Raw genomic sequence first — 24,470 nt, 5'->3', positions numbered from 1 at the left:
ACCACGTCTACGCCCGCACCGGCTCGACCCGCACCGGCTCGCGCCGCACGGACCGACCGCCCGACACCCGGAGAGGCTGCGAGCGCTCGGCGCGCGGCACAGCCGCTGTGGTCGTGCGCACACTACGACTGAGATCCAGATCAGCGTAGAGCAGTCCCTCCTCCCCTTCGGCCAGCGGCGCGGCGAGTTCGAGCCCACCGGGTCCGAAGATCCGCGAGACCCCGCCACCGCCGCGGAGCAGACGCCGCTCTGGTGTACGCGCGTCGACGACCTCCCAGCCGGCCACGGGCACGACCGCGACGGGCGCGATGACGTAGGTGGACCCATCCATCGCGTAGCGGACACTGGCGGCGGTATTGAGATCGGGTCCCCATTCCTTGCCCTCGCCGTAGTACACGGTGAAGCCCGACCACGCCGAGACGTGGATCTGTTCGCGCTGATCGTGCAGCTGTCCGCGCAGGTCGGCGCGAAGATGATCGGCGCCGCCGAGCACCCCGATCCGGCCGTGCACAGTGTCACGGACCAGCGGTCTCCCGCCCGGCGAGCCGCTGAAGACAGTGCGTTCGAGCCCGGTCGGTTCGGCCTTGCGAGCGACGGCGATGGTGCCGTCGGCATCGATCAGGGCCTGGGACATGAAGACCTCGCGTCCGGCCCGCTCGGCGAAGCCGATCGAGACGTGAACGCCGGTGCGGCGGGCCGCATACGCGATGGCGCGCAGTTCCGGGCCGTCGGCGGTCATCGCGTTGGCCAGGTACCTGGCCAGGAATTCCTCACCCCAATCCACCGAATTGAGCCACATCCACCACGGGAATCCGGGCAGGAAGGTCTCCGGGAAAGCGATTAGTTGCGCACCGCCGCGTTCTGCCATCTCGATGTATTCGATTGTTTGTTCGACTCCGGCGGACAAATTCAACCACTTCGGCTCGGCTTGCACCGCCGCCACACGTATCCGACTCATCATGCCCCCTTGTCGCTCAACCCAGTGAAGAGTGTTCAATTCACTCTCTCGCAGAATGGCGCCGCACAAACTGTCATCCCGTGCCAGTCGACTGACCCTCCGTGCCAATTCTTTGATTGAGGTCGATACACTCGGCCGAACGGAAGCCCATCGTATCCGTAAATGAGGCATGCCGAGACCACCGAAGTGTTGACCATTCTTTCGGTGTGGGCAGATCGAATTCAGCCGCTGTCGGACATGCGGTAATACGGTTGATCAGACGGACAACGCACTCGACGCGATCATGCGAAATTCGCCGGGAGTCATCCCCGTCTCCAACCGGAAGGCACGGAAGAAGTGACGTTCGGAGGCGAAACCGGACGCGATCGCGATGGTCGCCGTCGCCCGGCCGGGGTGGCGAGCCAGCAGCGTGCGCGCGCATTCCACCCGCATGCGCCGCAGCACGGCACTGAGCCCGTCTTCCACGTCACCGAACAGCCGATACAGCGTTCGGCGCGACACCAGACAGGCACGCGCGATGTCATCGATCGTCAGACTCGGGTCGGCGCACCGGGTCCGCATGAAAGCGAGCACCTGCTCGCGGGTCAACGCCTGCGCAGGCTCACCCGACGGGATTTCCCCCGAGGCCAGTCGGACCGCGGACGCGAGCAGTTTGACCCCGTTGTCAGCCAGCACGGCCGCGTGACCGGGGGCGCTCTGCTGAATGCGGGCCAAATCGCGAAAGAAGCCGGCGACCACCCCGCCCGCGCTGTCGGCGGTGACCGTCACCGCGGTCGGCAACGGGAAACAATCGGAACCCAGGTGTTGGCGCAGAACCTCGAGCGGTGTCTGCACGACGACCTGTGCCCACGAACCGCTCAGATCCCAGTGATAGGGGCGCGAGGTGTCGTAGAAGACCATTTCACCGGGGCGCACCAACGCGACTCGATCGTCTTGGTAGAGCAGCCCGGAGCCTTCGGTCAGGATGGAGACCAAGAGGAATTCGCCATCGGTCTTCGCGATTCCGCGCGGGGTGCGGCGAATGCGCTGGGCGCTCGCGCTGACCGTCGACAGGTCAAAGCCTGGCTGGCTGCTGCGCTCGATCCGGCCGTGGAAGGCGTCCTCACCGGTCAGATCGACCATCAGCGGGACGTAACTCTCCGAGAGCAGCGACTCCCATTCGGCGAACGATTCGCTAACCCCGGCATGGGACTGCGCGAACTGCATGGCAGCACCTCGCTTCCTATCCGAATCGAACAGCAAACACCTGGCGGCACACAGTCATCGGGCTCGCCTAGTGCCGAGCCTGCCAGATCAACCGTTCCGTTTCCATCTAATGTTTCCGAATGGGATGATTCGTCGACATCGAAAAGTCGTCTAGCACTGCCGATTCCAGCGAATATCCACGACGAGTCTTTCATAGTGAAACCCCCATGTGAGACACATCACCATGCGCCCTATGGCGGGTCGGGACCTCGGAAGTGGGTGCTGGAACGAGCTATTACTCGGTATTCGCCCGGTGTCATGCCCGTCGCCGTCCGGAACGCACGATAGAACTGTCGCTCAGTGGCGAATCCCGACGCCGTCGCCACTGCCGCTACCGAATGGAAATCGGGCGCCGCCAGCAACACCTGTGCACGCTCCAAGCGCATTCCGCGCAGCACTCCCCCGAGCCCGCCCTCGAATTCCGCGACCACCCGGTAGAGCGTGCGCCGCGATACCCCGCACGCGTCCGCGATCCGCTCGATCGTCAAGCCTGGGTCGGTGAAGTTGGCGCGCAGATAGTCCAGCACCTGCTGCCCGTTCACAGCCTCGATCTGGGCCCGGCCAGGTCGACCGCCCGACGCGATCGTGGCCGCAGCGCCGAGAAGGTCGATCCCGCTACTCGCGAGCACTGCCGCGGATTCCGGATCGACGCGGTGCAACTCGGCGACCTGCCGGAAGAACCTGGCTAGCATCGGCCCGACGCCGCCGTCTCCGATCACCATCCCAGCAGGCAGTACGTCGGCACGAACCCCCAGGTAGTCGACGACATGCTGGCGGGGCACGCGGATGGTGAGATCCTCGATCATGCCCTCGGAGCGCCACCGAATCGGCTGTGCGGTGTCGTAGAAGATCATCGCACCCGGCGTCAGCTCGACGCGATTTCCCGCGTGCTCCACCTGGGCGCGCCCGGCGAGTACGACGCTACCGACGACATGGAATTCGTCGGCTCTGACAATATGCCGTTGCGTCCGGCGCAATTCGTGGCCTTCGGCAATCACCGTGCCAACGGAGATATCACCGAAGTCGGCCGATCTGATTCGTCCCTCGAACGGGCGCGGCACGGTGGGTGAGATCGACACTTCGGTGATCGCGCGGGTGACCAACTGTTCCCAGTGCTCGAACGCATCCGACGCGGCGATCTGCGCGGTGGAGCAGATCTCAGGAAAACCCTCGAACGCTGTCATCGTTGGATTCCGCTATTTCACTGCGACTATCGGGACACAGGCATCTGATACGACCGCTTCCCGTTCAACGAATGAGGCCGGGGAGGTTTCCACAGTCCGCACCTATTTCTATCGCCGTACCAACACTCGAGAGAAACCTAGCACCGCCACCGAAAAACACACCCCCAGCGTGCGCGGGCCCACCGCAATCGGGCAGTGCCACAAGGGAGTTGCGCAATCCTCAGGCTGTCGACATCACGTCGAAGCGATAATTAATCGCCATTCTAATTGTCGAGTGTCACAAATTCGGGGAACCGACACAGGGATCAGTCGCCACAGCAACCTTCGTCGGGCACCGGAACCGTTCTGGTTTCCCGGGTTTGGATGTTGCGCGCGGCGAGCTCGGCGTCGGCGGGGTAGTCGACGGCTGTGAGGCTCAGGCCGTGGGCGGGGGCGACCGTGACCGAGCTGGATCGTTCGGTTTCGGCGAGAAGGGTTTTGGTCCATTCGGGGGTGCGGCGGCCTTCGCCGACCGCGAGGACGGCGCCGACGAGGCTGCGGACCATCGACCAGCAGAAGGCGTCGGCGCTGACGTAGGCGGTGAGCAGGTCGCCGTCGCGTTCCCAGTCGAAGCGCTGGAGTTCGCGGATGGTGGTGGCGCCCTCGCGTCGGCGGCAGAACGCGGCGAAGTTGTGCAGGCCCAACAGGTTTCGTGAAGCGGCGCGCATGGCATCGAGGTCGACGCCGGGCTTGCACGGCACCACACCGCGCGCCTGCAACGGCTGCGCGCCGTAGGGGGCGGTGGTGAGCCGGTAGGCGTAGTGGCGGCGCATCGCGGAGAAGCGGGCGTCGAATTCGGCGGGAGCGGTACGGATTTCGGTGATCCGCACGTCCTTGGGCAGGAACTTGGCCATGCGGTACAGCAACTTGTCGGCGTCGAATTCGGACTCCGTGTCGAAGTGCGCGACCTGCCCCTCGGCGTGTACGCCCGCGTCGGTGCGCCCGGCGACCGTCAACTGCAGCGGCTCGCGCAACACCTTCGACAGCGACTCCTCGAGCACACCCTGCACCGTGCGCAACCCCGGCTGACGTGCCCAGCCGGTGAAATCGGTGCCGTCGTAACTGATCCCGAGCCGCACCCGAGTCATGCCATCCTCCTGATTTCGCGCACGGAAAAGAACCGAGCCCGCCACCCACGAAGGGTGACGGGCTCGGCAGAACTCCTGAGAATCAGGCGTCCTTCTTGTCCTCGGTGGCCTCGTCGGCGGCCGGGGCATCAGCCACGGTCTCGTCGGCGACGGTCTCGTCGGCGACCTCAGCGGCCGGAGCCTCTTCGGTCTTCTGCGAAGCGGCGACACGACGGGCCCGATCGGCCTCGTTGGTCACGGTCTTCTCGCGGACGAGTTCGATGACGGCCATCGGTGCGTTGTCACCCTTACGCGGCAGCGTCTTGGTGATGCGGGTGTAGCCACCCTCGCGACCCTCGAACGAGGGGCCGATGTCGGCGAACAGGACGTGGACGACGTCCTTGTTGCGGATGTCCTTCATGACCTCACGACGGTCGGCAAGGCTGCCGGCCTTCGCCTTGGTGATGATCTTCTCGGCGTAGGGACGCACCGCCTTGGCCTTGGCCTCGGTGGTCGTGATCCGACCGTGCTCGAAAAGCGCCGTGGCCAGGTTGGCGAAAATCGCCTTCTGGTGCGACGCCGAGCCGCCGAACCGGCGGCCCTTCTTGGGCTTGGGCATTGTGGGTTTCTCCTGGGCGTATTAAAGCTGTTCGGTTTCGGCGTAGTCCTGCTCGCCGCCGTCGGTATCACTGAACGTGCCGCTGTCGCTCCACGTTCCGGTGCTCGCGTCGTAACCCACCACGGAGGACGGGTCGAACGACGCCGGGCTGTCCTTGAGCGAGAGGCCGAGCGTGTGCAGCTTGACCTTCACCTCGTCGATGGACTTCTGGCCGAAGTTACGGATGTCGAGCAGGTCCGACTCGGTGCGGGCAACGAGCTCACCCACCGTGTGCACACCCTCGCGCTTGAGGCAGTTGTAGGACCGGACGGTGAGGTCCAGGTCCTCGATCGGCAGACCGAACGAGGCGATGTGATCTGCCTCGGCCGGGCTGGGGCCGATCTCGATGCCCTCGGCTTCGACGTTGAGCTCACGGGCCAGGCCGAAGAGCTCGACCAGGGTCTTACCCGCCGAAGCGAGCGCGTCCCGGGCCGTGATGGAGTTCTTGGTCTCCACGTCGAGGATGAGACGGTCGAAGTCGGTGCGCTGCTCGACACGGGTGGCCTCGACCTTGTAGGTCACCTTGAGCACCGGGGAGTAGATCGAATCCACCGGGATCCGGCCGATTTCCGCGCCGGTCGCCTTGTTCTGCACGGCGGGCACGTAACCGCGACCCCGCTCGACGACGAGCTCGATCTCGAGCTTGCCCTTGTCGTTCAGGGTGGCGATGTGCATGTCCGGGTTGTGCACGATGACGCCGGCGGGCGGGACGATGTCACCGGCGGTGACGGTGCCCGGGCCCTGCTTACGCACGTACATGGTGACCGGCTCGTCCTCTTCGGAGGACACGACCAGACCCTTGAGGTTCAGGATGATGTCGGTGACATCTTCCTTCACGCCGGGGACGGTGGTGAACTCGTGCAGGACGCCGTCGATGCGGATGCTCGTGACCGCGGCCCCCGGGATGGAGGACAGCAGGGTACGACGCAGCGAGTTGCCGAGGGTGTAACCGAAGCCCGGCTCGAGGGGTTCGATGGTGAACTTCGAGCGGTTCTCCGCCACAACCTCTTCGGTCAGTGTCGGACGCTGGGAAATCAGCATGAGGATCTACTTCCTGTTCAGGGCATCCGCTATTTGATGCCTCGTCAGTGATTGCGGGGGCCGCTGTGTGAGCAGCCCCCACCAAAAGCGCTTACTTCGAGTAGTACTCGACGATGAGCTGTTCCTGCAGCGGCACATCGATCTGCGCGCGCTCGGGCAGCTGGTGCACCAGGATGCGCAGGCGGCCGGGGACGACCTGCAGCCAACCGGGAACCGGACGGTCGCCGACGGTCTCGCGAGCCACCTGGAACGGCAGCGTCGGGAGCGACTTCTCCTTGACATCGATGATGTCGTACTGGGAGACCTGGTAGCTGGGGACGTTCACCTTGACACCGTTGACGATGAAGTGACCGTGGCTGACCAGCTGACGGGCCTGACGACGGGTACGAGCCAGACCGGCGCGGTACACGACGTTGTCCAGACGAGCCTCGAGCAGACGGAGCAGGTTGTCGCCGGTCTTACCCTTGAGGCGGTTGGCCTCTTCGTAGTAACGACGGAACTGCTTCTCCATGACGCCGTACGAGAAGCGAGCCTTCTGCTTCTCCTGCAGCTGCATGAGGTACTCGGATTCCTTGATCCGCGCGCGGCCGTGCTGGCCGGGCGGGTAAGGACGACGCTCGAACGCCTGGTCGCCTCCGACGAGGTCGACGCGCAGACGACGCGACTTGCGGGTGATGGGGCCTGTATAACGTGCCATTTTGAGCTTTTTCCTTTCCCGCTATTAGACGCGACGCCGCTTGGGCGGACGGCAGCCGTTGTGCGGCTGCGGAGTGACATCGGAGATCGAGCCCACTTCCAGGCCTGCGGCCTGCAGCGAACGGATCGCGGTCTCGCGGCCCGAACCCGGGCCCTTCACGAACACGTCGACCTTCTTGACGCCGTTCTCCTGCGCCTTGCGGGCAGCGTTCTCGGCAGCGAGCTGCGCGGCGAACGGGGTGCTCTTACGCGAACCCTTGAAACCGACGTGACCCGACGACGCCCACGAGATGACATTGCCCTCGGGGTCGGTGATCGAGACGATGGTGTTGTTGAACGTGCTCTTGATGTGCGCGTGGCCGTGCGGGATGTTCTTCTTATCCCGGCGACGCGACTTCTGAGTCTTCTTCGGGCCAGCGGCCCGGCTCTTCGGAGGCATACGCTATCCCTACTTCTTCTTGCCGGCGACGGTCTTCTTCGGACCCTTGCGCGTACGCGCGTTGGTCTTGGTGCGCTGACCACGAACAGGCAGGCCACGACGGTGGCGGATGCCCTGGTAGCAGCCGATCTCGATCTTGCGACGAATATCGGCCTGAACCTCGCGGCGCAGGTCACCTTCGACCTTGTAGTCCGTGCCTTCGATGAAGTCGCGGAGCTTCGACAGGTCGTCGTCGCTGAGATCCTTGGAGCGCAGGTCCGGGCTGACGCCCGTCTCGGCCAGGATCTGGGTGGCGCGGGTGCGCCCGATTCCGAAAATGTAGGTCAGCGCGATCTCCATGCGCTTTTCGCGCGGGAGATCAACGCCCATCAGACGTGCCATGTGGCAGGTTCCTTAATGGTTGCGGAGGTCTGCTCCCAGTCCGTCCCCCCGTCTTCCACATTGGTGGGGGCACCGGCCTCCGTGCCGGTGGATGGCGCGCACACGTACGTACGCGCTGGAACTGGGAGTGCTTCTTTCGGTCAGTCCGATCAGACGATCGGTGCCCGGTGGTGAGGCTGAATCAGCCCTGACGCTGCTTGTGGCGCAGGTTGTCGCAGATCACCATGACCCGACCGTGACGGCGGATCACCTTGCACTTCTCGCAGATCTTCTTGACGCTCGGATTAACCTTCACGTCAGTCCAATCTTCTATTGGTCCACACAGGTGGTGTGAACACAGTTTTTCCCCAGCCAGAAGACTGGGGAAGTCTGGTGTGCGTCCCGTTGCCGGGACGCGGTGCGACGCCGCGCGCCGGTAGGGCTCGCGACGCCGTCAGGCATCACTTGTAGCGGTAGACAATCCGGCCGCGTGAGAGGTCGTACGGCGACAGCTCGACGACCACGCGGTCCTCCGGAAGGATACGAATGTAGTGCTGCCGCATCTTTCCGCTGATGTGCGCGAGAACCTTGTGACCGTTCTCGAGCTCGATCCGGAACATCGCATTGGGCAGCGGCTCGACAACTCGACCCTCGACCTCGATGGCCCCGTCTTTCTTCGCCATATCCTCCGCGATCCCGGTTACGCTCAACCTGAGTTTGAATTACCTCGTGCTGCTCACTCGCAAGGGCCGACGACGAACGGTCGACATGCATGCGAACAGTCGGCGCATAGGTGCACCGCCGCTCAAGCTTACCGGGCCGGGCGGCCAGAGGCAAAAGTGCCCCGAACCGTACACCTCGACCGGGCCTCGCGCTGAGCTATCAACGGGCCGATCCGGAGCCATGAGGCGGCCACCACCGCGCCGGGGTTGTCGCGTAAACTCACCGACGTCGGAGAAGTGGGTCGATCAGATCGGGGGACCCTGGTGAGCGAGGCGTGCCGGTGAGCCGCAACAACGACAGCCTCCCCATGCTGCCGCCGTGGCTGTCGGAAAGCGACGTCACGCAGGTCGGGTACGAGGCTCCGGTCGAGAACCTGCCCCAGGACGACGAGATCGACGAGGCGCCCAAACGCCGCCGCTTCATGAGCCGCGGTGACGATGCCCCGCGTAAGGACAAGGGCAGGCGCCGCCGCAAGGACCGCGAATCCGAGGAAGAAGCCCCCGCCCAGCCCTCCGCGCGGCCGGCCGAACCCGTCGACCAGCGACGCCCGGCCGAGCCGACCCACCAGTCCGGCTGGTCCGCGCAGCCGCCGGCGAACCCACTGATCCCCGGCCCGTCACACCTGCAGCCGCGTCAGCAGCCCACCTACGACCAGCCTCCACACCAGCAGCCGGGGCGCGACTATCCCGGTGAGCAGCAGCCACCCCAGGGTCAGGCCGCGTTTCAGCAGCCGACCCCGCATCAGCAGGCGGGGCAGTACCAGCAGCCCAACCAGCAGGCTGTGCCCGAGCAGCCGAGCAGGCAGGCCGCCCCGGACCGCCTGACGGCGCCGACCAGCGCACCGCAATCATCGATCGCTCCAGCGCCGCGGCCTGACGCCCATGGTCCGTCGTCCGCCCCTGGTCCGTCGGCAGCGGATCCGGCGCCGTGGGCCGTCGGCCAGGCGTCGACGCCCAGCCCGGCCCCGTGGCAGACGGGTCAGCCACCGACGGATCCCGCGCCGTCTTCCGCCGGCGCGCACCCGCCGATCCCGCCCGCGCCGTCGCCCACCAGCGGGCATGCTCACGCAGGCCCGGCAACAGCCACACCGACCACCGACGCGTCGGATCACGCCGCGAACGCACTCCCGACGCGTACGCCGGCACCACCGTCGACCGGCTTCACCCCGCTGGGCCCGAACCAGCAGCGGCCCGACCTCCCACCGCCCCCTCCCCTGCCCGACCCGCCCGCTCGGCAGACCCAGGCCCCACCACGCCTGACCGCCCCGCCGCAGCCGACCGCCGCCGAATCGCAGCCGGTCACCGCTGACCGGGAAGTCGCGCAGGCAGGCCCCGCCACCTCCCCACCGGCGACGCTCAGTGAAGAGAGCGGGCAGCCCACCGCAACCTCCGCGCGCAATGCGGCCGAGCAGGCCACACCGCCTCGCCAGGCCGCCACCGAAGTGCCCGAATCATCCACGGCGACAACACCGACTCCCTCCACAGAGTCGGCTGAATCGCAGACGACCGGTGCGCAACACTCGACCGGATGGTCGATGCCCGACGAGCAAGCACCCGCGAACACCACTGTCGTCGCCGACAGCGCCGCGCAGCCGAGCGTGGCCGAACCGCAGTCGGAAATCGCGCAGACCACCAGCGAATCCGCACCGCAGCACCACGTAGCGCAGACACCGCCGACCTCGACGCCCGAAGCCTCCTCGGAAGCCGGGCATCCGGATGCCCGATCCCCGCACCCCACGGGCGAATCCGCACCACAGCACGGGTCGCCCTACAGCTCCGGCGAATCCGTGGCTCCGCAACGGCCGACGGGTACCGAGCAGCGGTCGCCGTATGCGACGGGCGAGAACGCGCGGCCCACGACCTATCCTCCGACGCAATACAACTCTGTGCCCGGCGATCCCACGCCTGCCGTGCCGACGCATGCGCCGGATGGACGGACCGAGGTCATCCGGTCCGATGATCCCCGGCTGCAGAATCGTGTGCCGAGTGCCGAGCACGGGCAGCCGAACCGACAGAGCGGTGCGCAAACCGGTTATCGCTCGGGTGAATTCGTGCAAGCGGCCGACACCGCGTCGCCGTATCCCCGCCCCGACGGCACCCCGGCCCAGCACCAGCAGCCCGATGGTCTGCCCACGTACGGACCCGATGGCGTCGCCCAGCGACCCGACGGTGCGACACCGCAGTATCGACCCGAAGCGGCTCCCGCACAGCAGTATCAACAGCCGAATCAGGGTGCGCAGCAACAGTTCCCGGCACCGCAGTACCAGCCCGACGGCACTCCCGCGCCGTACCAGCAGCAGCCCAACGGCCCTGCCCAGCAGTTCCACCCCGACGGCACGCCGGCCCAGCAGTACAACCAGCCCAACGGCCCCCAGTACCAGCCCGACGGCACCCCGGCGCAGCAGTACCAGCAGCCCAACGCGGCCCCGCCGCAGTACCAGCAGCCGGGCAACTACCAGCAGGGCCAGCAACCGCCCTACGGCCAACCCGGTTGGGGCGCACAGCCACAGGGCTACCAGCCCTCGCTCGACGACGTCCCGGTCAAGCGCGCGAAGAAGGCCCCCGGCAGCGGTTGGCGCAAGGCCGTGCACCACGCGTCCGGCGGTGCGATCAACCCCGGTATGTCCGCGGAGGAACTGCGTCTGCAGGAGCTCGTGGCCCGTATCCGCCAACCCGTGCGCGGCGACTACCGAATCGCGGTCCTCTCGCTGAAGGGTGGCGTCGGCAAGACGACCACCACCACCGGAATCGGCTCGATCTTCGCCTCGATCCGCGGCGATCGAGTCATCGCCGTCGACGCCAACCCCGACTTCGGCACCCTGTCGCAGCGCGTGGCCATCCAGACTCGCTCGACGGTGCGCGACCTGCTGCTCGACCCGGCGATCCAGCGCTACTCCGACGTTCGCAGGCACACCTCCCAGGGCTCCAGCCGCCTGGAAGTTCTTGCCAGCGAGCGTGATCCGGCCGCGTCGGAAGCGTTCAACGATGAGGAATACCGGGCCGTAGCCCGCATCCTGCAGCGCTTTTACAACATCATCCTCACCGACTGCGGCACCGGCTTGATGCACTCGGCGATGAGCGGCGTCCTCGACCTCGCCAACTCGCTCGTGCTGATCTCCTCGGCCGCCATCGACGGCGCCCGCAGCGCGGCCGCGACCCTGGACTGGCTGTCGCTGCACGGCCACGACCACCTGGTCCGCAACGCCGTCGTCGTCATCAACCTGCCGCGTGAGGGCTCACCCAACGTCGGCGTCCAGCAGCTGCGCCAGTACTTCCTCTCCCGCTGCCGCGCCGTCCACATCATCCCCTTCGACGAGCACCTCTCCGAGGGCGCCGAAATCGACCTGCACCGCCTGCACAAGACCACCAAGCGCGCCTATGTCGAATTGGCGGCGACGGTGGCCGACGAGTTCAGCGTTCACCACCACCGCCTCGGCTGACGCGCACGACGAACCACGCAGCGTCAGGTCACCACTCCGGCAGCCGCCTGCGCCCGGACAGCACGTCGCGCACCAGATCGTCGTAGGCATCGGCCAGTTCGGCCAGGTGGTGCCACGCGCAGTGCAGCATCTCGTCGTTGGCGGCCAACGTCATGAGGGCATGATGTGCTCGCACGGAAGCCTCGGCCATGCGGTCGATGACCGCGCCGACGGTCTCGGTGTGCAGCGACGCGCCGAGACGATGCTGCGGCACTCCTCGCAGCACCCAGTCGTCGATCGCCAGCACCAGTTCGCTACGGCGACAGTCTATTTCGCGTAGGACCACCGGATCGGTGTCGACCCGTCCCCCGCGCCCGACGACGCGTTTCTCGTGCAGCACGGCCAGGTCACGCGCGAACCACAGCAGCGGTCCACCGACCACCCGATGTCCGCGACACGCCCGGACGAGAATGTCCGAGAGGGGTAACGGACCGGTAGCTGCCGGGAGCCCGGCGGTATCGACACTCCGCACGGTGTCGGGGAAAGCCATTACAACTGTTGAACTCTCCGAACCAGCCACGTTGCCTCGCCGTCATCGCCGCAGAGCACCGGATCAGGACGTTCATTACAATAAACCTCGCAAGCTTTCTGTCAAGCATTACTCGGCCGTAGGTAACCGATACGAGTACACTTCGTTACCTGCACGACCTACCGAGGAGCATGATGGCGGACGGTCCGACCTATCTCCGGATCGCGAACCTCCTCCGTGAGGAGATCCGCGCGGGCACATGGAAACCGGGCGACCGGTTACCCAGCCACTCCGAGCTCGCCGATCAGATGCAGGTCTCGATCACCACCTCACGCAATGCGATTCAGGTGCTGGTCGCTGAAAATCTGGTCTACACAGCGACTTCCCGCGGCACTATCGTGCGAAACCAGGAAGTACTGGAATCGGTGGTCACCGACCACATCCGTCGCGATCGGCCCCAGTCGTCGCACGACATCTTCGAAGAGATCGCGCGCGCGGCCAACCGCGTCCCGTCCAAGCAGTTCAGCACCAGGATGGAACCCGCGGACACCGAAGTCGCGCGCTGGCTCGGCCTGGCCGCCGACTCCTGGGTACTGGCCCGCACGGTGGTGCAGTACCTCGACAACGAACCGTGGTCGTGGGAGGTGAGCTTCTACCCCCGCGACCTCGCCGAAGCCGCGGGCATCGACTCCCCCCACGACATCCCCGAGGGCACCACCCGCCGCCTGGCCGACCGCGGCTACAGCGAGACCGCCCACCGTGACACCCTGCTGGCCCGCGCCGCCACCGCCGAGGAGGCGGCGGTCCTCGGCGTAGCCACCGGCACCGTCCTGCTCGACCACCTGCGCATCGGCGCCAACCACGAACGCGTCACCCGCGCCACCCGACACCGCTCCCTGGCGGGCCGCAATCAGCTGGCCTACCAGCTCGGCGACACCACGGGCACCGACATCATCGCCCGCACCCTCGGCATCGCACCCCGGTTGGCCGTCGCGCTGCCATGACGGTGCGCCTGCGCCCGGCAACCCTGGGCGACCTGCCGCTGATCTGCCGCCTGCGCGTGCAGCGCACGTCGTGGCTGACCGCACGCGGGTCGGATCAGTGGACGGTGGCGGGACGCGGACGGCCGATCGAGATCTTCGCCGGGGCGGTCGGGCGGGCGCTGGATCAGGGTGAGACGTGGATCGCGGAGGTGGACGGCGAGTCCGCGGGGACGATCACGGTCAATCATCGGGCCGATCCCGGTCTGTGGTCGGCGTGGGAGTTGGCGGAGTCGGTGATCGTGCATTTCATGATCGTCGATCTGCGGTTCGCGGGTCTGCGGGTGGGCGATCATATGTTGGCCCACGCGGCACACCTCGCAGACTGTGAACACCGGCCGTGGGTCCGCTTGGACGCGTGGACGACCAACACCGCACTCCACAACTATTACCGCCGCGCGGGCTTCGCACTGACGCGGACCGCGGGTCCGGCGGCCGCCGGTCCGTCGAAGGCCCTGTTCGAGCGGCAGACCCGCACCTGGCCGTCGCGACTGCCGCCGAGGTTCACCGCACAGCGGAGATTCTCGGCGGCTTCGGTCCGGGACTGACTCACACCGGCGGCAGGTCGGCGATGTGGACCATCTCGATACCGCGACTGCGCGAGATCATGGTGCCGCGACCGGGCGGCAGCTTGCTCGGGCGGACCTCGCCGATGAGTTTTCCCTCGTCCCGGGAACCACTCATGATCAGTGTCTGCACCGACAGGTTCTTCATCGCGCCGAGGATCGGGTCGTAGAGTGCCCTGGAGGCACCGCCGATGCGTCGAGCGGCCACCACGTGCAGGCCGATATCCCTGGCCTGCGGCAGATATTCGATCAGCGGCGCGAACGGGTTGATCGAGCTGGTGGCGACCATGTCGTAGTCGTCGATGACGACATAGATCTCCGGTCCCGACCACCAGCTGCGTTCGCGCAGCTGCTGCTGGGTGATGTCGGCGCCGGGGATCCGCTTGGACAGGTAGGTGGCGACCTCGGAGATCATCGGCCCGCAGGTCTGCGACGAGGTGGAGTAGCCGGCCAACTGTTTGCCGTCGAGGACGCCGAGCATGGTGCGCCGGTAGTCGATGAGGATCACTCGCGCCTCGTCGGAGTTCGACTGCTCGGTGATGCCCATGACGATATTGCGCAGCAGCGTCGTCTTGCCGGATTCCACGTCCGCGAAGGCCATGAAATGTGGCTCGACGCCGAAATCGAGGACGAGAGGCTGCAATTCGGACTCGTCGAGACCGATGACGACCCTGGTGCCGTTGAGCTCGGTGCCTTGCTCGCGAGCCGTGGCCAGCACTTGATCGCGCGGGAACCGCAGCGGCAGCATGCGCACCTCGGGCGCGCGGCGCCCCTGGTAGAGCTCGGTGAGTCCCTCTTTGGCGCGCGTGACACCGTCGGCGACGGTGGCCGGGTCGGAGTCGGAATCCAAGCGCGGCAACGCGATCAGCAGATGCAGATGTTCGGCGTTCAGGCCACGGCCCGGCCTGCCGACTGGAACCTGGTGCGCGACCCGGCGACCCATCTCGGAGTCGGACGGGTCACCGAGGCGGAGCTCGATTTTCGTGCCGATCTGGTCCTTCACCACCGGCCTGATCTCGGCCCAGCGCGATGCGCCGATCATCAGGTGGATGCCGAACGACAGACCCTGGGCCGCAATGGCATTGATCTGCGCTTCGAGGAGATCGAATTCCTCACGGATCGCCGACCAGCCGTCGATCACCAGGAACACGTCGCCGAACCGGTCGGCGGCCAGCGGGTCGCCGGGGGCCGCGGTGGTGCCGTTGATCTGACGCGCTTCGAAGGCGGAGAACTTGCGCCTGCGGAACTCGATCATCGATTCGATGCCGAGCTCGGCGAAGCGTTCCTCGCGCAGTCGCATCAGCGTGGTCAGTTCGGCGACCGTGCGGCGCACCCGATCACCGTCGAGGCGACCGGCGACCGAACCGACATGCGGGATCCCGACCAGGCCCGCCATGCTGCCACCACCGAAATCGAGGCAGTAGAACTGCACCTGTTCGGGGGTGTGGGTGGCGGCCGCGGCCATGATGATGGTGCGCAGGGTGGTCGACTTGCCCGACTGTGGACCGCCGACGACGGCGGTATTGCCCAGCGCGCCTGCCAGATTGATCGTGAGCACATCGCGGCGCTGCTCGTAGGGCTTGTCGATCACACCGATCGGCATCCACAGCTGCCCGTGCCGGTTGACCGGCGAACGCCAGTCCGGATCCGGCAGCAGCATATCGGCGGTCGGCGACTCCTCCAGCGGCGGCAACCACACCTCGTGCGCCGGCCTACCGTGGCCGTTGAGCCGCTTCACGACGACATCGAGCAGCGAGTCGGGAACGCCCTCCTCGACGACGGGCGCGGCGGGTGGCGGCGGTGGCAGTTCGGGCCTGCCGAGCACGGCGGAGCCCTCGGTCTCGACCCGCTCGCGTTCGATGATCTCCACCGGTGCGGCGGTGAAGACCACCGGTCGCTGCCCCGCAACGGGCGCGCCGTCGTCATCGGTGACGGTGCCGACGGGCGCCACGTACGGCCCCGACACGTAGCTGGCGTTGAACCGCAGCGGCTCGGAGGCATCGCTTTTCAGATAGCCGGCACCGGGCACGCTGGGCAGGTGATAGGCATCGGTGATGCCGAGCACGGCACGGGATTCGTTGGCGGAGAACGTCCGGAGGCCGATGCGGTAGGACAGGTGCGATTCCAGACCGCGCAGCTTGTTCTCCTCGAGGCGCTGCGAGGCGAGCAACAGGTGCACGTGCAGCGAGCGGCCGAGGCGGCCGATCATCACGAAAAGTTCGGCGAAGTCGGGTTTCTGCGAGAGCAATTCGGAGAATTCGTCGACGACTACGAATAGCGCGGGTAGTGGATCGAGCGGAACGCCCGCGGCCCTTGCCTTCTCGTAATCGGTGACATTGGCGTAGTTGCCCGACGAGCGCAGTAGCTCCTGGCGCCGGTTCATCTCGCCCGCCAGCGCGTCCTTCATGCGGTCGACGAGGGAGAGCTCCTCCTCCAGGTTGGTGATCACGGCCGCGACGTGCGGCAGCGAATCCAAGCCGAGGAAGGTGGCACCGCCCTTGAAGTCGACCAGCACCAGGTTCAACGCGTCCGGGGAGTGCGTGGTGACCATCGACAGCACGAGCGTGCGCAGGAATTCCGACTTGCCCGAACCCGTCGCACCGATGCACAGCCCGTGTGGGCCCATGCCGTTCTCGGCCGACTCCTTGATATCGATGTCGACGGGGGTGCCGTCGGGAGTGACGCCGATCGGCACCCGGAGGCGTTCGCGCGCTGTCCGCGGGCGCCACACGCGCGCCGGATCGATCTGTGCCGCATCGGGAATGCGCAGCAGCGCCATCAAACCCGGATCGCTGGCGGTGCCCTCACCCAGGCTGACGATCTGTGCCGCCGTCGCGAGCCGATAGCGCGCCAAATTGCGGGCGAAGGACTCCGCCTCGGCCAGGCTGACCTCGTCCGGGGTGGCGAACCTCTCCACCCCGGACGCGCTGCGCGCCGACACCGCGCCGTCACTGACTACCAACTGCAGCCCGCGCCGGGCGGCCAGGCCGTTCTCCGGGGCCGTCAGGTCGAGCACGGTCACCGAGTCGAGGCCGGATTCACTGATGATGCGTTCGTTGCCGCTGATGTAGCCGTCGTCGATCACGACGACAAGGTGCAGGCGACCCTGGGTCGGCTGCGGATTGCGCATGAAGCGTCCGCGTTCGAGCAGTTCTACCTGCAACGCCGATTCGAGCTCGCCGAGCGAGGTGTACAACATCCTGGACGTGCCGAGCCCGTCACGTTGGCTCGGATGTTGAAGGTGGGGTAACCATTTCGTCCAGGCCCAGTGGGCGTCAGGGTCGGCGCAGACGATCGCGACGGCGAGGTGGTCGGGCCCGTGGAAGGTGGCCAGCTCCATGACCATGGCACGGACGAGCTCGCGGGCCTGCTCGACATCTCCGCCGATATTGATCGCCGGGAACGCGCGCGCCGAGACCGCGGTCGGCAGTTCGTGTACGACGGAATGGGTGCGGACGAAGCGGCGCAGCGCGACGGTGGAGACCGGTTCGAGGTCTTCGAGCGGACCGGTTTCCGGTCTGGCCAGCTTGGTGGCGAGCCGATGGCTGCCGACGCCGACGCGCACGTGCCCGAAGTCGGGATCGTTCGGGCGGCGCTCCCACATCCGCCTGCTGCCGATCAGCGACGCCAGGTCGGCAGGCTCGGGATGGCTCCAGCTGAGCGTCTCCAGCTGCTTGATACCGGTGCCGCGCACATCTTTTCGCACCTGGTCCAGGTAGCGGAAATAGTCCTTGCGTTCCTCGTTGAGCTCGACGGCCCGCTTGGGGCCGCCGCCGCGCATGCCCGCCATCATGCCGACCATCGACATGAGCATCATCATCGGAAACATCATCATCATCGGATTGGCGAGCAGGTTGCGGCCCATCGTCGCCATCATCGCGATCATGCCGACCACCGCGACGACCATGATCACCGGCATGATCTTCATCATCAGCGGCGCGGGAATCGCGCGGTCGATCTCCGGCGGCGGGGTGAGCGCGACTTCACCACCCGGCGCGCGCGGAGGCGCGATCCGGGGGCGGCGGACGAAACCTTCGGTAGCCATCACAAACCTCTACTCGAAATCCGAATTCAGGTCAGCCCGCCGGGTACGGAACGGAAAGCCGAGTGCGGCACCGACTCCGAGAACAGTGAGCAGGGTCAAGGAGCCGATGATCGCCACCTGCCGCGGACGCGGATCCGGGGCGGGCGGCGCAGCGGGCGCCGCGATCGGATGGCCGGTATCGGCACCGATGTTCACCGGATCGGTGGGTAGCGGTGCGGTCAGCGCTGCGAGCGGATCGATCAGTCCGGCCCCGATCGCATCATCGCGGCCCCGACCCGGCGCGTGTGCGGTGCGGGTGATCCGGTCGATCACCTGTTGGGCGTTGAGCTCGGGGAACTCCTCGCGCACCAGCGCGGCCAGGCCCGCCACATACGGTGCGGCGAAACTGGTTCCGTCGACCGGCTGCACGCCCTGGGCAGTTTGTACTCCGTCGACCAGCCCGCTCCCGCCCGGCTTGCTGTCGAGCGAGACGATATTGCGCCCGATCGCGGCGACCCCGATCCATGGCCCACGCAGCGACAGCGCCGACGGTGCGCCGTTGGCGTCCACCGATGCCACCGACAGCACATACGGGGTGAACCACGCCGGGGTCGGCACGGTCGCCACCGCACCCCACCCGGAACCCTGGTTCTGGGTCTGGCAAGCGCCACCCTGCTCGACGTTGCCCGCGGCGGCGACCACCACCACATTGCGTTCGTAGGCGTACTTCACCGCGGCACCGAGGGCGCTGTCGGCGGTATCCGAACCTGCTGGGGTGCAAGCGACTTCGGAGATGTTGATCACCGTGGCACCCATGTCGACCGCGCGGACGACGGCCGCGGCGAGGGTGAGCACACTGCCGTAGCCGTCGCTGCGCAGCTCACCGGGTGGCTTGTCCGCGCCCCGCCGATCCTTCGGTTCGTAGGCGAGGCTGAGCTGGCGGATCGAGAGGATCTCGGCCTCCGGCGCCACACCGACGAAACCGTCGTCGGGCGACGGCCTGGCGGCGATGATGCCCGCGACCAGGGTGCCGTGCCCGTCGCAGTCGACGGTGCCGTCGGTGTCACTGACGTAGTCACCACCCGGCTGCAGGGCGGGCAGGCGATGGTGGCGATTCACGCCGGTGTCGATGACGGCCACCTTCTGCCCGGCTCCGCGGCTGAACTGCCACGCCGCAGGCAGGTCGAGTACCTGCTGGGCGAACGGCGGCTCACTCGGCGCGCTACCGCGCAACAACGGCTCGGCACACAGCTCACGCTGTTCGGTGGGTTCCAGCGGGGCAGGTCGGGCGCTGAGCACCACCGCCGCGTCGAGCGCACCCGAGTCGACCTGCGGTGGGGCGATCGCGACCGCGGGTGCGGGCACACCGGCCACGGCCGCGAGGATCGCCACGGCGAAGGCAGGCCGAATCAGGGTGCGCCACTGAGATTTGCGTGTCATATGTTGCGGGCGGCCGAGTACACGCCCATGACCCACAACGCCAACGGGATCATCGCGATGATGAGCAGGTATTCGAAGATCTCGATCATCCGCCGCGTCACCGGCGTCACCTCGACATGCGGGCCGATCACGCCGAAGCCGACCACCCCGAGTGCGATGACCAACAGCAGGGCGATCGCGGCGAATTCGAGCGAACTGTGCCCGAGCCCGAGCCCGAAGACCACGGCGAGCAGAGTCAGCGCACCGACCGCGATCAAGGTCGCCGCCTGCGCGAGGTCGGCATAGGAACGGCCGCGCAGACACAGGATGATCGCCGTGATCACGGCCAACGCGACACCGCCGGAATGGATCGGCCCGAACGGGTTCACCGCACCGAAAGAACCGAGACCGGCGGCGGCCGCACAGGCGGCGATCAGGCCGGTCTGGATCTGGTTGGCCACCCGCGCCCGTTCGCCGAGCCCGGCGGCCGAGGGCAGCGCCATCGCGCCGACCGCGCCGATCCCCTCGATGGTGGGGCGTTGTTCGTGGTCGGCTGGGTCGATCGCACCGCCCGCGGTCGGCACCGGTGGAATGGGCAAACGGGCGGCCACCGCGGCCAACCGCGGCACCGACGACAGCAGCACGATCCCGACGATCAGTACGCCGGCGAACAGCTTCGGTGGTGCGGGCTCCCAGATCAGCGACACCGCCGCCGCCCCGGCTGCGAGCACGCTCATCGTGATCGCCGCGGCGAACAGCCCGGCCCCGTTCCCGGTGATCCGATAGCCCGCGATCGCGGCGAGCAGCACCACGGTGCTGCCCAACAGGGCGTGCGCGGCGCCGAGTGGCCCCGGCACCAGCAGCGCGCCGCCGCCGAACAGCAGCAGTAGCGCGTCGAGCGACAACCAGCTTCCGGTGATCGGGTCGAGGTATTTGCGTGCGGCGATACCGGCCGCGGCCAAGGCGACGAACCCGGTACCCAGCAGCGCGAACGCCGGGGCGAGGGGGTCGCTGTCGGCACGGGAGACGACCAGCAGGGCCAGTGCGGCGACGATGGCGACGGTGGCGAGTACCAGGCCGGTCCAGCGCGCGGCCGAACCCGACCAGCCGCGGAATTCGCCTGCGGTGAGCCGAGATACGGCGTCGATCACATCGTCGAACAGCGCGGGGGATTCCTTGCGCGTCACCGGGCTGAGCACCAGCAGCTCGCCGTCGTAGACCTCGGCCTCGACGAGCGTGCGGTTCGGTGCGAGCGGGTCCTGCCCGAGACGTGCCAGCGTCCAGTGCTGAGCGCGCACCGGGGTCGAATCCTCGTCGCCGTCCGGCAATCGGGGGTCACGCGAGCGGATCAAAGACACCAGATCGCCGATGAATCCGGCGATCGGCACGGTGGCGGGCAGTCCGATGTCGAGCTGCGTATCACCCCCGATCACCGAGACACGGCATAGTTCGGGTTCATTGCCTAACAACGTCGACACCAGTGATGAACTCTCAGTCGTAGCTGACTACTTCCGTTGCAACCACCCGGCAGCGTTACCTAATCTAACGGACAGGGCAAGCCGGCGCGATCGTAGCTTCGCCTGCCGGGTTGAACGTAATGCACACACCAGACGAAGATTTCGGGGTCCGACACCACATGCCAGACATTCGCCAAGCTCAGCGTGCCTTCGACGCAGGTGTCCTGTCGCTCGGCCTGGCCATCGATGGCCAGGAGTCCGCGCGCGACAACGACTACGCCAAACTGGCGTTTCAGCGCGCCACCGAGTGGGATTCGTCGATGTGCGATGCGTGGCTCGGCCGCGCCGCCGCGGGCGAGGTCACCAACGAGGTGCTGTTCAACCTGCACCGCACCAGCCTGGACTCCCTCGGCCGCGAACAACGCAGGCTCGGACTCGCGCCGCGTGTGATGGCGGGCCGATTCCTGCCCGGTCTCTACATCGACTACCCACTCGCCGGGCTCACCGAGATCTGGTTGGCCTGGGCGGCACGGCAGATCGAGGACCAGAATTACGACCAGGCGGAGAAGGTGCTCGACGAACTCGATGCGCTGCGCAAGGCTCGCACCGAGGATCCGGACAAGCAGATCGACGACCGGATCAGCACCTACATTCGTGGTGTCCTGCACTACAACACACAGCGCTGGTCGGATGTGATGACCGTGCTGACCGGCTCCGCCGAGTGGAAAGACCCCTATCTGGCCACCGGCGCCCATGTGATGGTCGGCACCGCGTGCGCCCAGCTCGGCCTGTTCGGTGAGGCGATCCGGCGGATGGAAGCAGCCGAGGCCGGCCCGATCCCGTCGGCGCGGTTCACCGCCATGTACAACCGCGGGCTGTGCCTGCGCGAGTCGGGCAACGAAACCGAGGCCCAGGCGCTGTTCGAGCAGGTCTATTCACAGCTGCCCGATTTCACCGCCAATACGACCGCGATGCGTGATCGCACCTTCCGGATCGTGGTCACCAGCCGCGAATCCATCGATGCCAGAACGAACAAGTGGGATCCGGCCTCGGCACCCACCATGGCACAGATGGACCAGGCCGACGCCGCGGACCGCGCCAAGACAGTGCTCGCGCAGGCCCGCGCCGAACTCGACAAGCAGGTCGGTCTCGCCTCGGTGAAGACGCAGGTCGCCAAGCTGCAGTCCTCGGCGCAGCTGGCCAAGATCCGCGCCGAGAAGGGACTGTCGAGCCAATCCCGTGGCCAGCACCTGGCTTTCACCGGACCGCCGGGAACCGGTAAGACCACCATCGCCAGGGTCGTCGCCAAGATCTATTGCGGCGTCGGCCTGTTGCAGACCGACAAGGTGGTCGAGGCCAAGCGGGTCGACTTCGTCAGCCAGAACCTCGGTGGTACCGCGATCAAGTCCGAGAAGCTGATCGACAGCGCGATGGACGGTGTGCTGTTCATCGACGAGGCCTACACCCTGATCCAGACCGGCCTGTCCGGCGGTGACGCGTTCGGCCGCGAAGCCGTCGATACGCTGCTGGCCAGGATGGAGAACGACCGCGATCGTCTCGTCGTGATCATCGCAGGCTACGACGGCGAGATCGATCGCCTGCTGACCTCCAACGATGGTCTGGCATCACGTTTCTCCAAGCGCCTGCAGTTCCCGTCCTACACTCCGGTCGAACTCGGCCAGATCGGCGAGATCATCGCGGGCAGCCGCGACTCCCAGCTCTCCGACGCGGCGCTGGCCGCGCTGATCGAATCGTGCACCTACCTCTACAACCTGGAGAGCACCGATCAGAGCGGGCAGCCGCGCCGCGGTGTCGACCTGGCGGGCAACGGCCGATTCATCCGCAACGTCATCGAAGCGGCCGAGGAGGAACGCGAGTTCCGGCTGGCCAACGATATCGACGTCGATCTGTCCGAGATCGACGACGACGTGCTGATGCGTATCGAGGAATCCGACATGCGGACGGCATTGGACGGCGTTATCGCCACCCTCAACGTGGGCCGTTAGCCGAGCGGATTCGACCGACTATTTGACGGCGGGCAGCGAATCGAAGCTGGTCAGCGCGTCTTTGGCCGACAAGGTCGGTCCCGGCACCAGTTGACCGACGATCGCCCACGGTGCCAGTCGCGGCTTGTCGCCGAGGCCGAGGATCGCGGCGGTCGCGGTGTCCGGCACGCCGTAGCGAACGCCGTTGTCGGCCACGTAGAACAGCGACTCGCGGCGTGGGCTACCCGGCTCGGTGCCGGTGACCTGGATGTACTCCCCCGAGCCCGGCGCCAAGTACACCGCGTCCACGCGGTCGCCCGCACCGTCGGCGCTCGACAACACGACCGGCTGGGCGGCATCGGCCAACGGCAGCTCGGCGCCGGTCAACAGCGTGCGGGCCGCCCGCTCCGCCGGTCCGTCCACCGACTTGCCTTGCGCGACAGCGGTTCCCGGCGTCTTCGACCAGCTGACACAGGCCACCGGCGCGTCCTCGGCGGTGAGCAGGCGTGGCTTGTGCTCGGGGAAGTCGTCGGTCGCCAGGACGTGCACCACCGGCATCCGGTCGAGTGCGTCCGGTGCGACGACGGCGATCTCGCGCATCCCGCGCGAGTCGGCGTTGCGCACCAGCTGCGCGGTGAACTCCGATACCGGCTGCACACCGTCGGCCAGGACCACGTACAAGGTTTCCTCGCGGTTCGCACCCGGCACCGAGATGATGCCGCCCACCGGCACATTCGACAGCTTGCCAGGACCCGGCGCACCCCCCTGCGGAATCGTCGGCACCACGAGCGGCGGCCCCTCGGTGGTCGCACCGAGGAATCCGGTACCCATCGGTCGAGGCTTGTGGTTCGACAGCCCCAGCGTTCTCGCGACGACCGAATCGGCCGGGTCGATCTCGGCCCTGATGCCGCGGTACACGAGGTAGGTCTTGTCGCCGCGCCGCACCAGCAGTGCGTCATCGGCGCGGGCAGCCCCGATCCGATCGCTCAGCACGGGCTTGCCGACCTGGACGGTGGTGAGGCCGCCCGTCGCGCCGGAAGCGCTGCCGCTCGACGAGAGCTGAGTGGTCTCACACAGCGTCCAGTCCGAGCCCGCGCCTTGATCGGAACCGGGCAGCGCGAGCGGGGCGCCGGGAATACCGAGCATCGGCCCTCGCGGCAAGGCGCCGAGCTTGTCGTCCTTGACTGCGTTCGGAGCCTCGGCGGCGCCCGCGATCAACCGAGCCGATGCCAGATTCAGCACCGGGTGCAATGTTTTCGTGCCGTCCTTGCCCTGCACGACCACATACATCGCGCCGCTCTGTTTTCCGGTGACGATCAGCGAGTCACCGATCGCACCCTGCGGCTTCAGGAAACCGAGAATGGCGGCACCGGCGACGACGATCAGCCCGAGCACAGCACCCACCCACATCGATCGGCTCTGCGACCGCATCGGATCGTGCAGCATCCGCACGTCACGGCGGATCAGCGCGTGGTCGAGCCTGCGCAGGAGAAACCGATAACCGTTGACCTGGGCCTTGGTTGTCAGCTGTGCCGGCACACGTTCTCCATTGCTGCGATGATCACGTTCTCGCTCGACACGGTACCGTAATTCCGGAATTGCCTTTCACCATGATTCGACGT

General features: G+C 66.9%; 20 protein-coding genes. 4 read left to right on the top strand and 16 right to left on the bottom strand.

Features of this window, described 5'->3' with window-relative positions:
• Positions 1-7: 7 nt before the first annotated feature.
• The 11 genes from IBJ82_RS11905 to infA form a co-directional block, all read right to left on the bottom strand.
• Complete coding sequence (locus tag IBJ82_RS11905) at positions 8-958, bottom strand: nitrilase-related carbon-nitrogen hydrolase (RefSeq protein WP_194825928.1); 951 nt, start codon at positions 956-958, stop codon at positions 8-10.
• A 255-nt stretch (positions 959-1,213) separates the two neighbouring features.
• Positions 1,214-2,164 (bottom strand): helix-turn-helix domain-containing protein, encoded by a 951-nt coding sequence (locus IBJ82_RS11900; RefSeq protein ID WP_194825927.1) that lies wholly within the window; start codon positions 2,162-2,164, stop codon positions 1,214-1,216.
• A 230-nt stretch (positions 2,165-2,394) separates the two neighbouring features.
• Positions 2,395-3,387, bottom strand: a complete 993-nt coding sequence (locus IBJ82_RS11895; protein ID WP_194825926.1) for a helix-turn-helix domain-containing protein — start codon at positions 3,385-3,387, stop codon at positions 2,395-2,397.
• Between the two features lie 305 nt (positions 3,388-3,692).
• On the bottom strand, positions 3,693-4,514 hold the full coding sequence (gene truA, locus IBJ82_RS11890; protein WP_194825925.1) for a tRNA pseudouridine(38-40) synthase TruA: 822 nt from the start codon (positions 4,512-4,514) through the stop codon (positions 3,693-3,695).
• Between the two features lie 82 nt (positions 4,515-4,596).
• Positions 4,597-5,112, bottom strand: coding sequence for a 50S ribosomal protein L17 (rplQ, locus tag IBJ82_RS11885; RefSeq protein WP_194825924.1), 516 nt, complete (start codon positions 5,110-5,112; stop codon positions 4,597-4,599).
• A 21-nt stretch (positions 5,113-5,133) separates the two neighbouring features.
• Positions 5,134-6,192 (bottom strand): DNA-directed RNA polymerase subunit alpha, encoded by a 1,059-nt coding sequence (locus IBJ82_RS11880; protein ID WP_056818293.1) that lies wholly within the window; start codon positions 6,190-6,192, stop codon positions 5,134-5,136.
• Positions 6,193-6,283: 91 nt separating this feature from the next.
• Positions 6,284-6,889, bottom strand: a complete 606-nt coding sequence (gene rpsD / locus IBJ82_RS11875) for a 30S ribosomal protein S4 (protein WP_067448178.1) — start codon at positions 6,887-6,889, stop codon at positions 6,284-6,286.
• A gap of 24 nt (positions 6,890-6,913) precedes the next feature.
• Positions 6,914-7,327: a 30S ribosomal protein S11 gene (gene rpsK / locus IBJ82_RS11870; RefSeq protein ID WP_019045110.1), complete on the bottom strand. Its 414-nt coding sequence runs from the start codon at positions 7,325-7,327 to the stop codon at positions 6,914-6,916.
• Between the two features lie 9 nt (positions 7,328-7,336).
• Positions 7,337-7,708: a 30S ribosomal protein S13 gene (gene rpsM / locus IBJ82_RS11865; RefSeq protein ID WP_194825923.1), complete on the bottom strand. Its 372-nt coding sequence runs from the start codon at positions 7,706-7,708 to the stop codon at positions 7,337-7,339.
• A 181-nt stretch (positions 7,709-7,889) separates the two neighbouring features.
• Positions 7,890-8,003 carry a 50S ribosomal protein L36 gene (rpmJ, locus tag IBJ82_RS11860; protein WP_056818299.1) on the bottom strand — a complete coding sequence of 38 codons (114 nt, stop codon included), beginning with the start codon at positions 8,001-8,003 and terminating at the stop codon, positions 7,890-7,892.
• Between the two features lie 145 nt (positions 8,004-8,148).
• On the bottom strand, positions 8,149-8,370 hold the full coding sequence (gene infA, locus IBJ82_RS11855) for a translation initiation factor IF-1 (protein WP_003418601.1): 222 nt from the start codon (positions 8,368-8,370) through the stop codon (positions 8,149-8,151).
• Positions 8,371-8,690: 320 nt separating this feature from the next.
• Here infA and IBJ82_RS35330 point away from each other — a divergent pair, with 320 nt between their 5' ends.
• Positions 8,691-11,849: an AAA family ATPase gene (locus IBJ82_RS35330; RefSeq protein WP_370585275.1), complete on the top strand. Its 3,159-nt coding sequence runs from the start codon at positions 8,691-8,693 to the stop codon at positions 11,847-11,849.
• Positions 11,850-11,877: 28 nt separating this feature from the next.
• On the opposite strand, the gene IBJ82_RS11845 is transcribed toward IBJ82_RS35330, so the two are convergent.
• Positions 11,878-12,270, bottom strand: a complete 393-nt coding sequence (locus IBJ82_RS11845) for a DUF4254 domain-containing protein (RefSeq protein WP_194825922.1) — start codon at positions 12,268-12,270, stop codon at positions 11,878-11,880.
• A 281-nt stretch (positions 12,271-12,551) separates the two neighbouring features.
• Here IBJ82_RS11845 and IBJ82_RS11840 point away from each other — a divergent pair, with 281 nt between their 5' ends.
• Both IBJ82_RS11840 and IBJ82_RS11835 read left to right on the top strand, forming a co-directional pair.
• Positions 12,552-13,361, top strand: a complete 810-nt coding sequence (locus tag IBJ82_RS11840) for a GntR family transcriptional regulator (RefSeq protein WP_228536852.1) — start codon at positions 12,552-12,554, stop codon at positions 13,359-13,361.
• On the top strand, positions 13,358-13,945 hold the full coding sequence (locus IBJ82_RS11835) for a GNAT family N-acetyltransferase (RefSeq protein ID WP_194825920.1): 588 nt from the start codon (positions 13,358-13,360) through the stop codon (positions 13,943-13,945). Before IBJ82_RS11840 ends, IBJ82_RS11835 begins: the two co-directional genes overlap by 4 nt.
• A 1-nt stretch (position 13,946) precedes the next feature.
• Here the strand turns inward: IBJ82_RS11835 and eccCa are convergent, their stop codons facing one another.
• From eccCa to eccD, 3 genes are read right to left on the bottom strand one after another with little or no spacing between them, the layout of a single operon-like run.
• Positions 13,947-18,008, bottom strand: coding sequence for a type VII secretion protein EccCa (eccCa, locus tag IBJ82_RS11830; protein ID WP_194825919.1), 4,062 nt, complete (start codon positions 18,006-18,008; stop codon positions 13,947-13,949).
• 9 nt (positions 18,009-18,017) lie between these two features.
• Positions 18,018-19,427 (bottom strand): type VII secretion-associated serine protease mycosin, encoded by a 1,410-nt coding sequence (gene mycP / locus IBJ82_RS11825; protein ID WP_194825918.1) that lies wholly within the window; start codon positions 19,425-19,427, stop codon positions 18,018-18,020.
• Positions 19,424-20,884: a type VII secretion integral membrane protein EccD gene (gene eccD / locus IBJ82_RS11820; RefSeq protein ID WP_370585274.1), complete on the bottom strand. Its 1,461-nt coding sequence runs from the start codon at positions 20,882-20,884 to the stop codon at positions 19,424-19,426. Before eccD ends, mycP begins: the two co-directional genes overlap by 4 nt.
• A gap of 158 nt (positions 20,885-21,042) precedes the next feature.
• On the opposite strand from eccD, the gene eccA reads away from it, so the two are divergent.
• Positions 21,043-22,869, top strand: a complete 1,827-nt coding sequence (gene eccA / locus IBJ82_RS11815) for a type VII secretion AAA-ATPase EccA (protein ID WP_194825917.1) — start codon at positions 21,043-21,045, stop codon at positions 22,867-22,869.
• 18 nt (positions 22,870-22,887) lie between these two features.
• On the opposite strand, the gene eccB is transcribed toward eccA, so the two are convergent.
• The gene (gene eccB / locus IBJ82_RS11810) at positions 22,888-24,387 is read right to left on the bottom strand and encodes a type VII secretion protein EccB (RefSeq protein ID WP_194825916.1); all 1,500 of its coding nucleotides are present in this window, start codon (positions 24,385-24,387) and stop codon (positions 22,888-22,890) included.
• Between the last annotated feature and the right edge of the window lie 83 nt (positions 24,388-24,470).

The organism is Nocardia sp. XZ_19_231 (assembly GCF_015355705.1).
In the GTDB taxonomy this organism is placed as follows: Bacteria; Actinomycetota; Actinomycetes; order Mycobacteriales; family Mycobacteriaceae; genus Nocardia; species Nocardia salmonicida.
The sequence above is the reverse complement of the archived record's forward strand: the minus strand, read 5'-3'. Positions and strand labels throughout refer to the sequence as shown.

Bases quoted from the DNA above. Each gene is read 5' to 3' on its own strand.
- infA (WP_003418601.1), bottom strand. From the start codon at position 8,370: ATGGCGAAGAAAGACGGGGCCATCGAGGTCGAGGGTCGAGTTGTCGAG.
- rpsM (WP_194825923.1), bottom strand. From the start codon at position 7,708: ATGGCACGTCTGATGGGCGTTGATCTCCCGCGCGAAAAGCGCATGGAG.
- mycP (WP_194825918.1), bottom strand. From the start codon at position 19,427: ATGACACGCAAATCTCAGTGGCGCACCCTGATTCGGCCTGCCTTCGCC.
- eccCa (WP_194825919.1), bottom strand. From the start codon at position 18,008: ATGGCTACCGAAGGTTTCGTCCGCCGCCCCCGGATCGCGCCTCCGCGC.
- IBJ82_RS11900 (WP_194825927.1), bottom strand. From the start codon at position 2,164: ATGCAGTTCGCGCAGTCCCATGCCGGGGTTAGCGAATCGTTCGCCGAA.
- IBJ82_RS11835 (WP_194825920.1), top strand. From the start codon at position 13,358: ATGACGGTGCGCCTGCGCCCGGCAACCCTGGGCGACCTGCCGCTGATC.
- rpsD (WP_067448178.1), bottom strand. From the start codon at position 6,889: ATGGCACGTTATACAGGCCCCATCACCCGCAAGTCGCGTCGTCTGCGC.
- IBJ82_RS11840 (WP_228536852.1), top strand. From the start codon at position 12,552: ATGGCGGACGGTCCGACCTATCTCCGGATCGCGAACCTCCTCCGTGAG.
- IBJ82_RS11880 (WP_056818293.1), bottom strand. From the start codon at position 6,192: ATGCTGATTTCCCAGCGTCCGACACTGACCGAAGAGGTTGTGGCGGAG.
- IBJ82_RS11895 (WP_194825926.1), bottom strand. From the start codon at position 3,387: ATGACAGCGTTCGAGGGTTTTCCTGAGATCTGCTCCACCGCGCAGATC.
- eccA (WP_194825917.1), top strand. From the start codon at position 21,043: ATGCCAGACATTCGCCAAGCTCAGCGTGCCTTCGACGCAGGTGTCCTG.
- rpsK (WP_019045110.1), bottom strand. From the start codon at position 7,327: ATGCCTCCGAAGAGCCGGGCCGCTGGCCCGAAGAAGACTCAGAAGTCG.
- truA (WP_194825925.1), bottom strand. From the start codon at position 4,514: ATGACTCGGGTGCGGCTCGGGATCAGTTACGACGGCACCGATTTCACC.
- rplQ (WP_194825924.1), bottom strand. From the start codon at position 5,112: ATGCCCAAGCCCAAGAAGGGCCGCCGGTTCGGCGGCTCGGCGTCGCAC.
- IBJ82_RS11905 (WP_194825928.1), bottom strand. From the start codon at position 958: ATGAGTCGGATACGTGTGGCGGCGGTGCAAGCCGAGCCGAAGTGGTTG.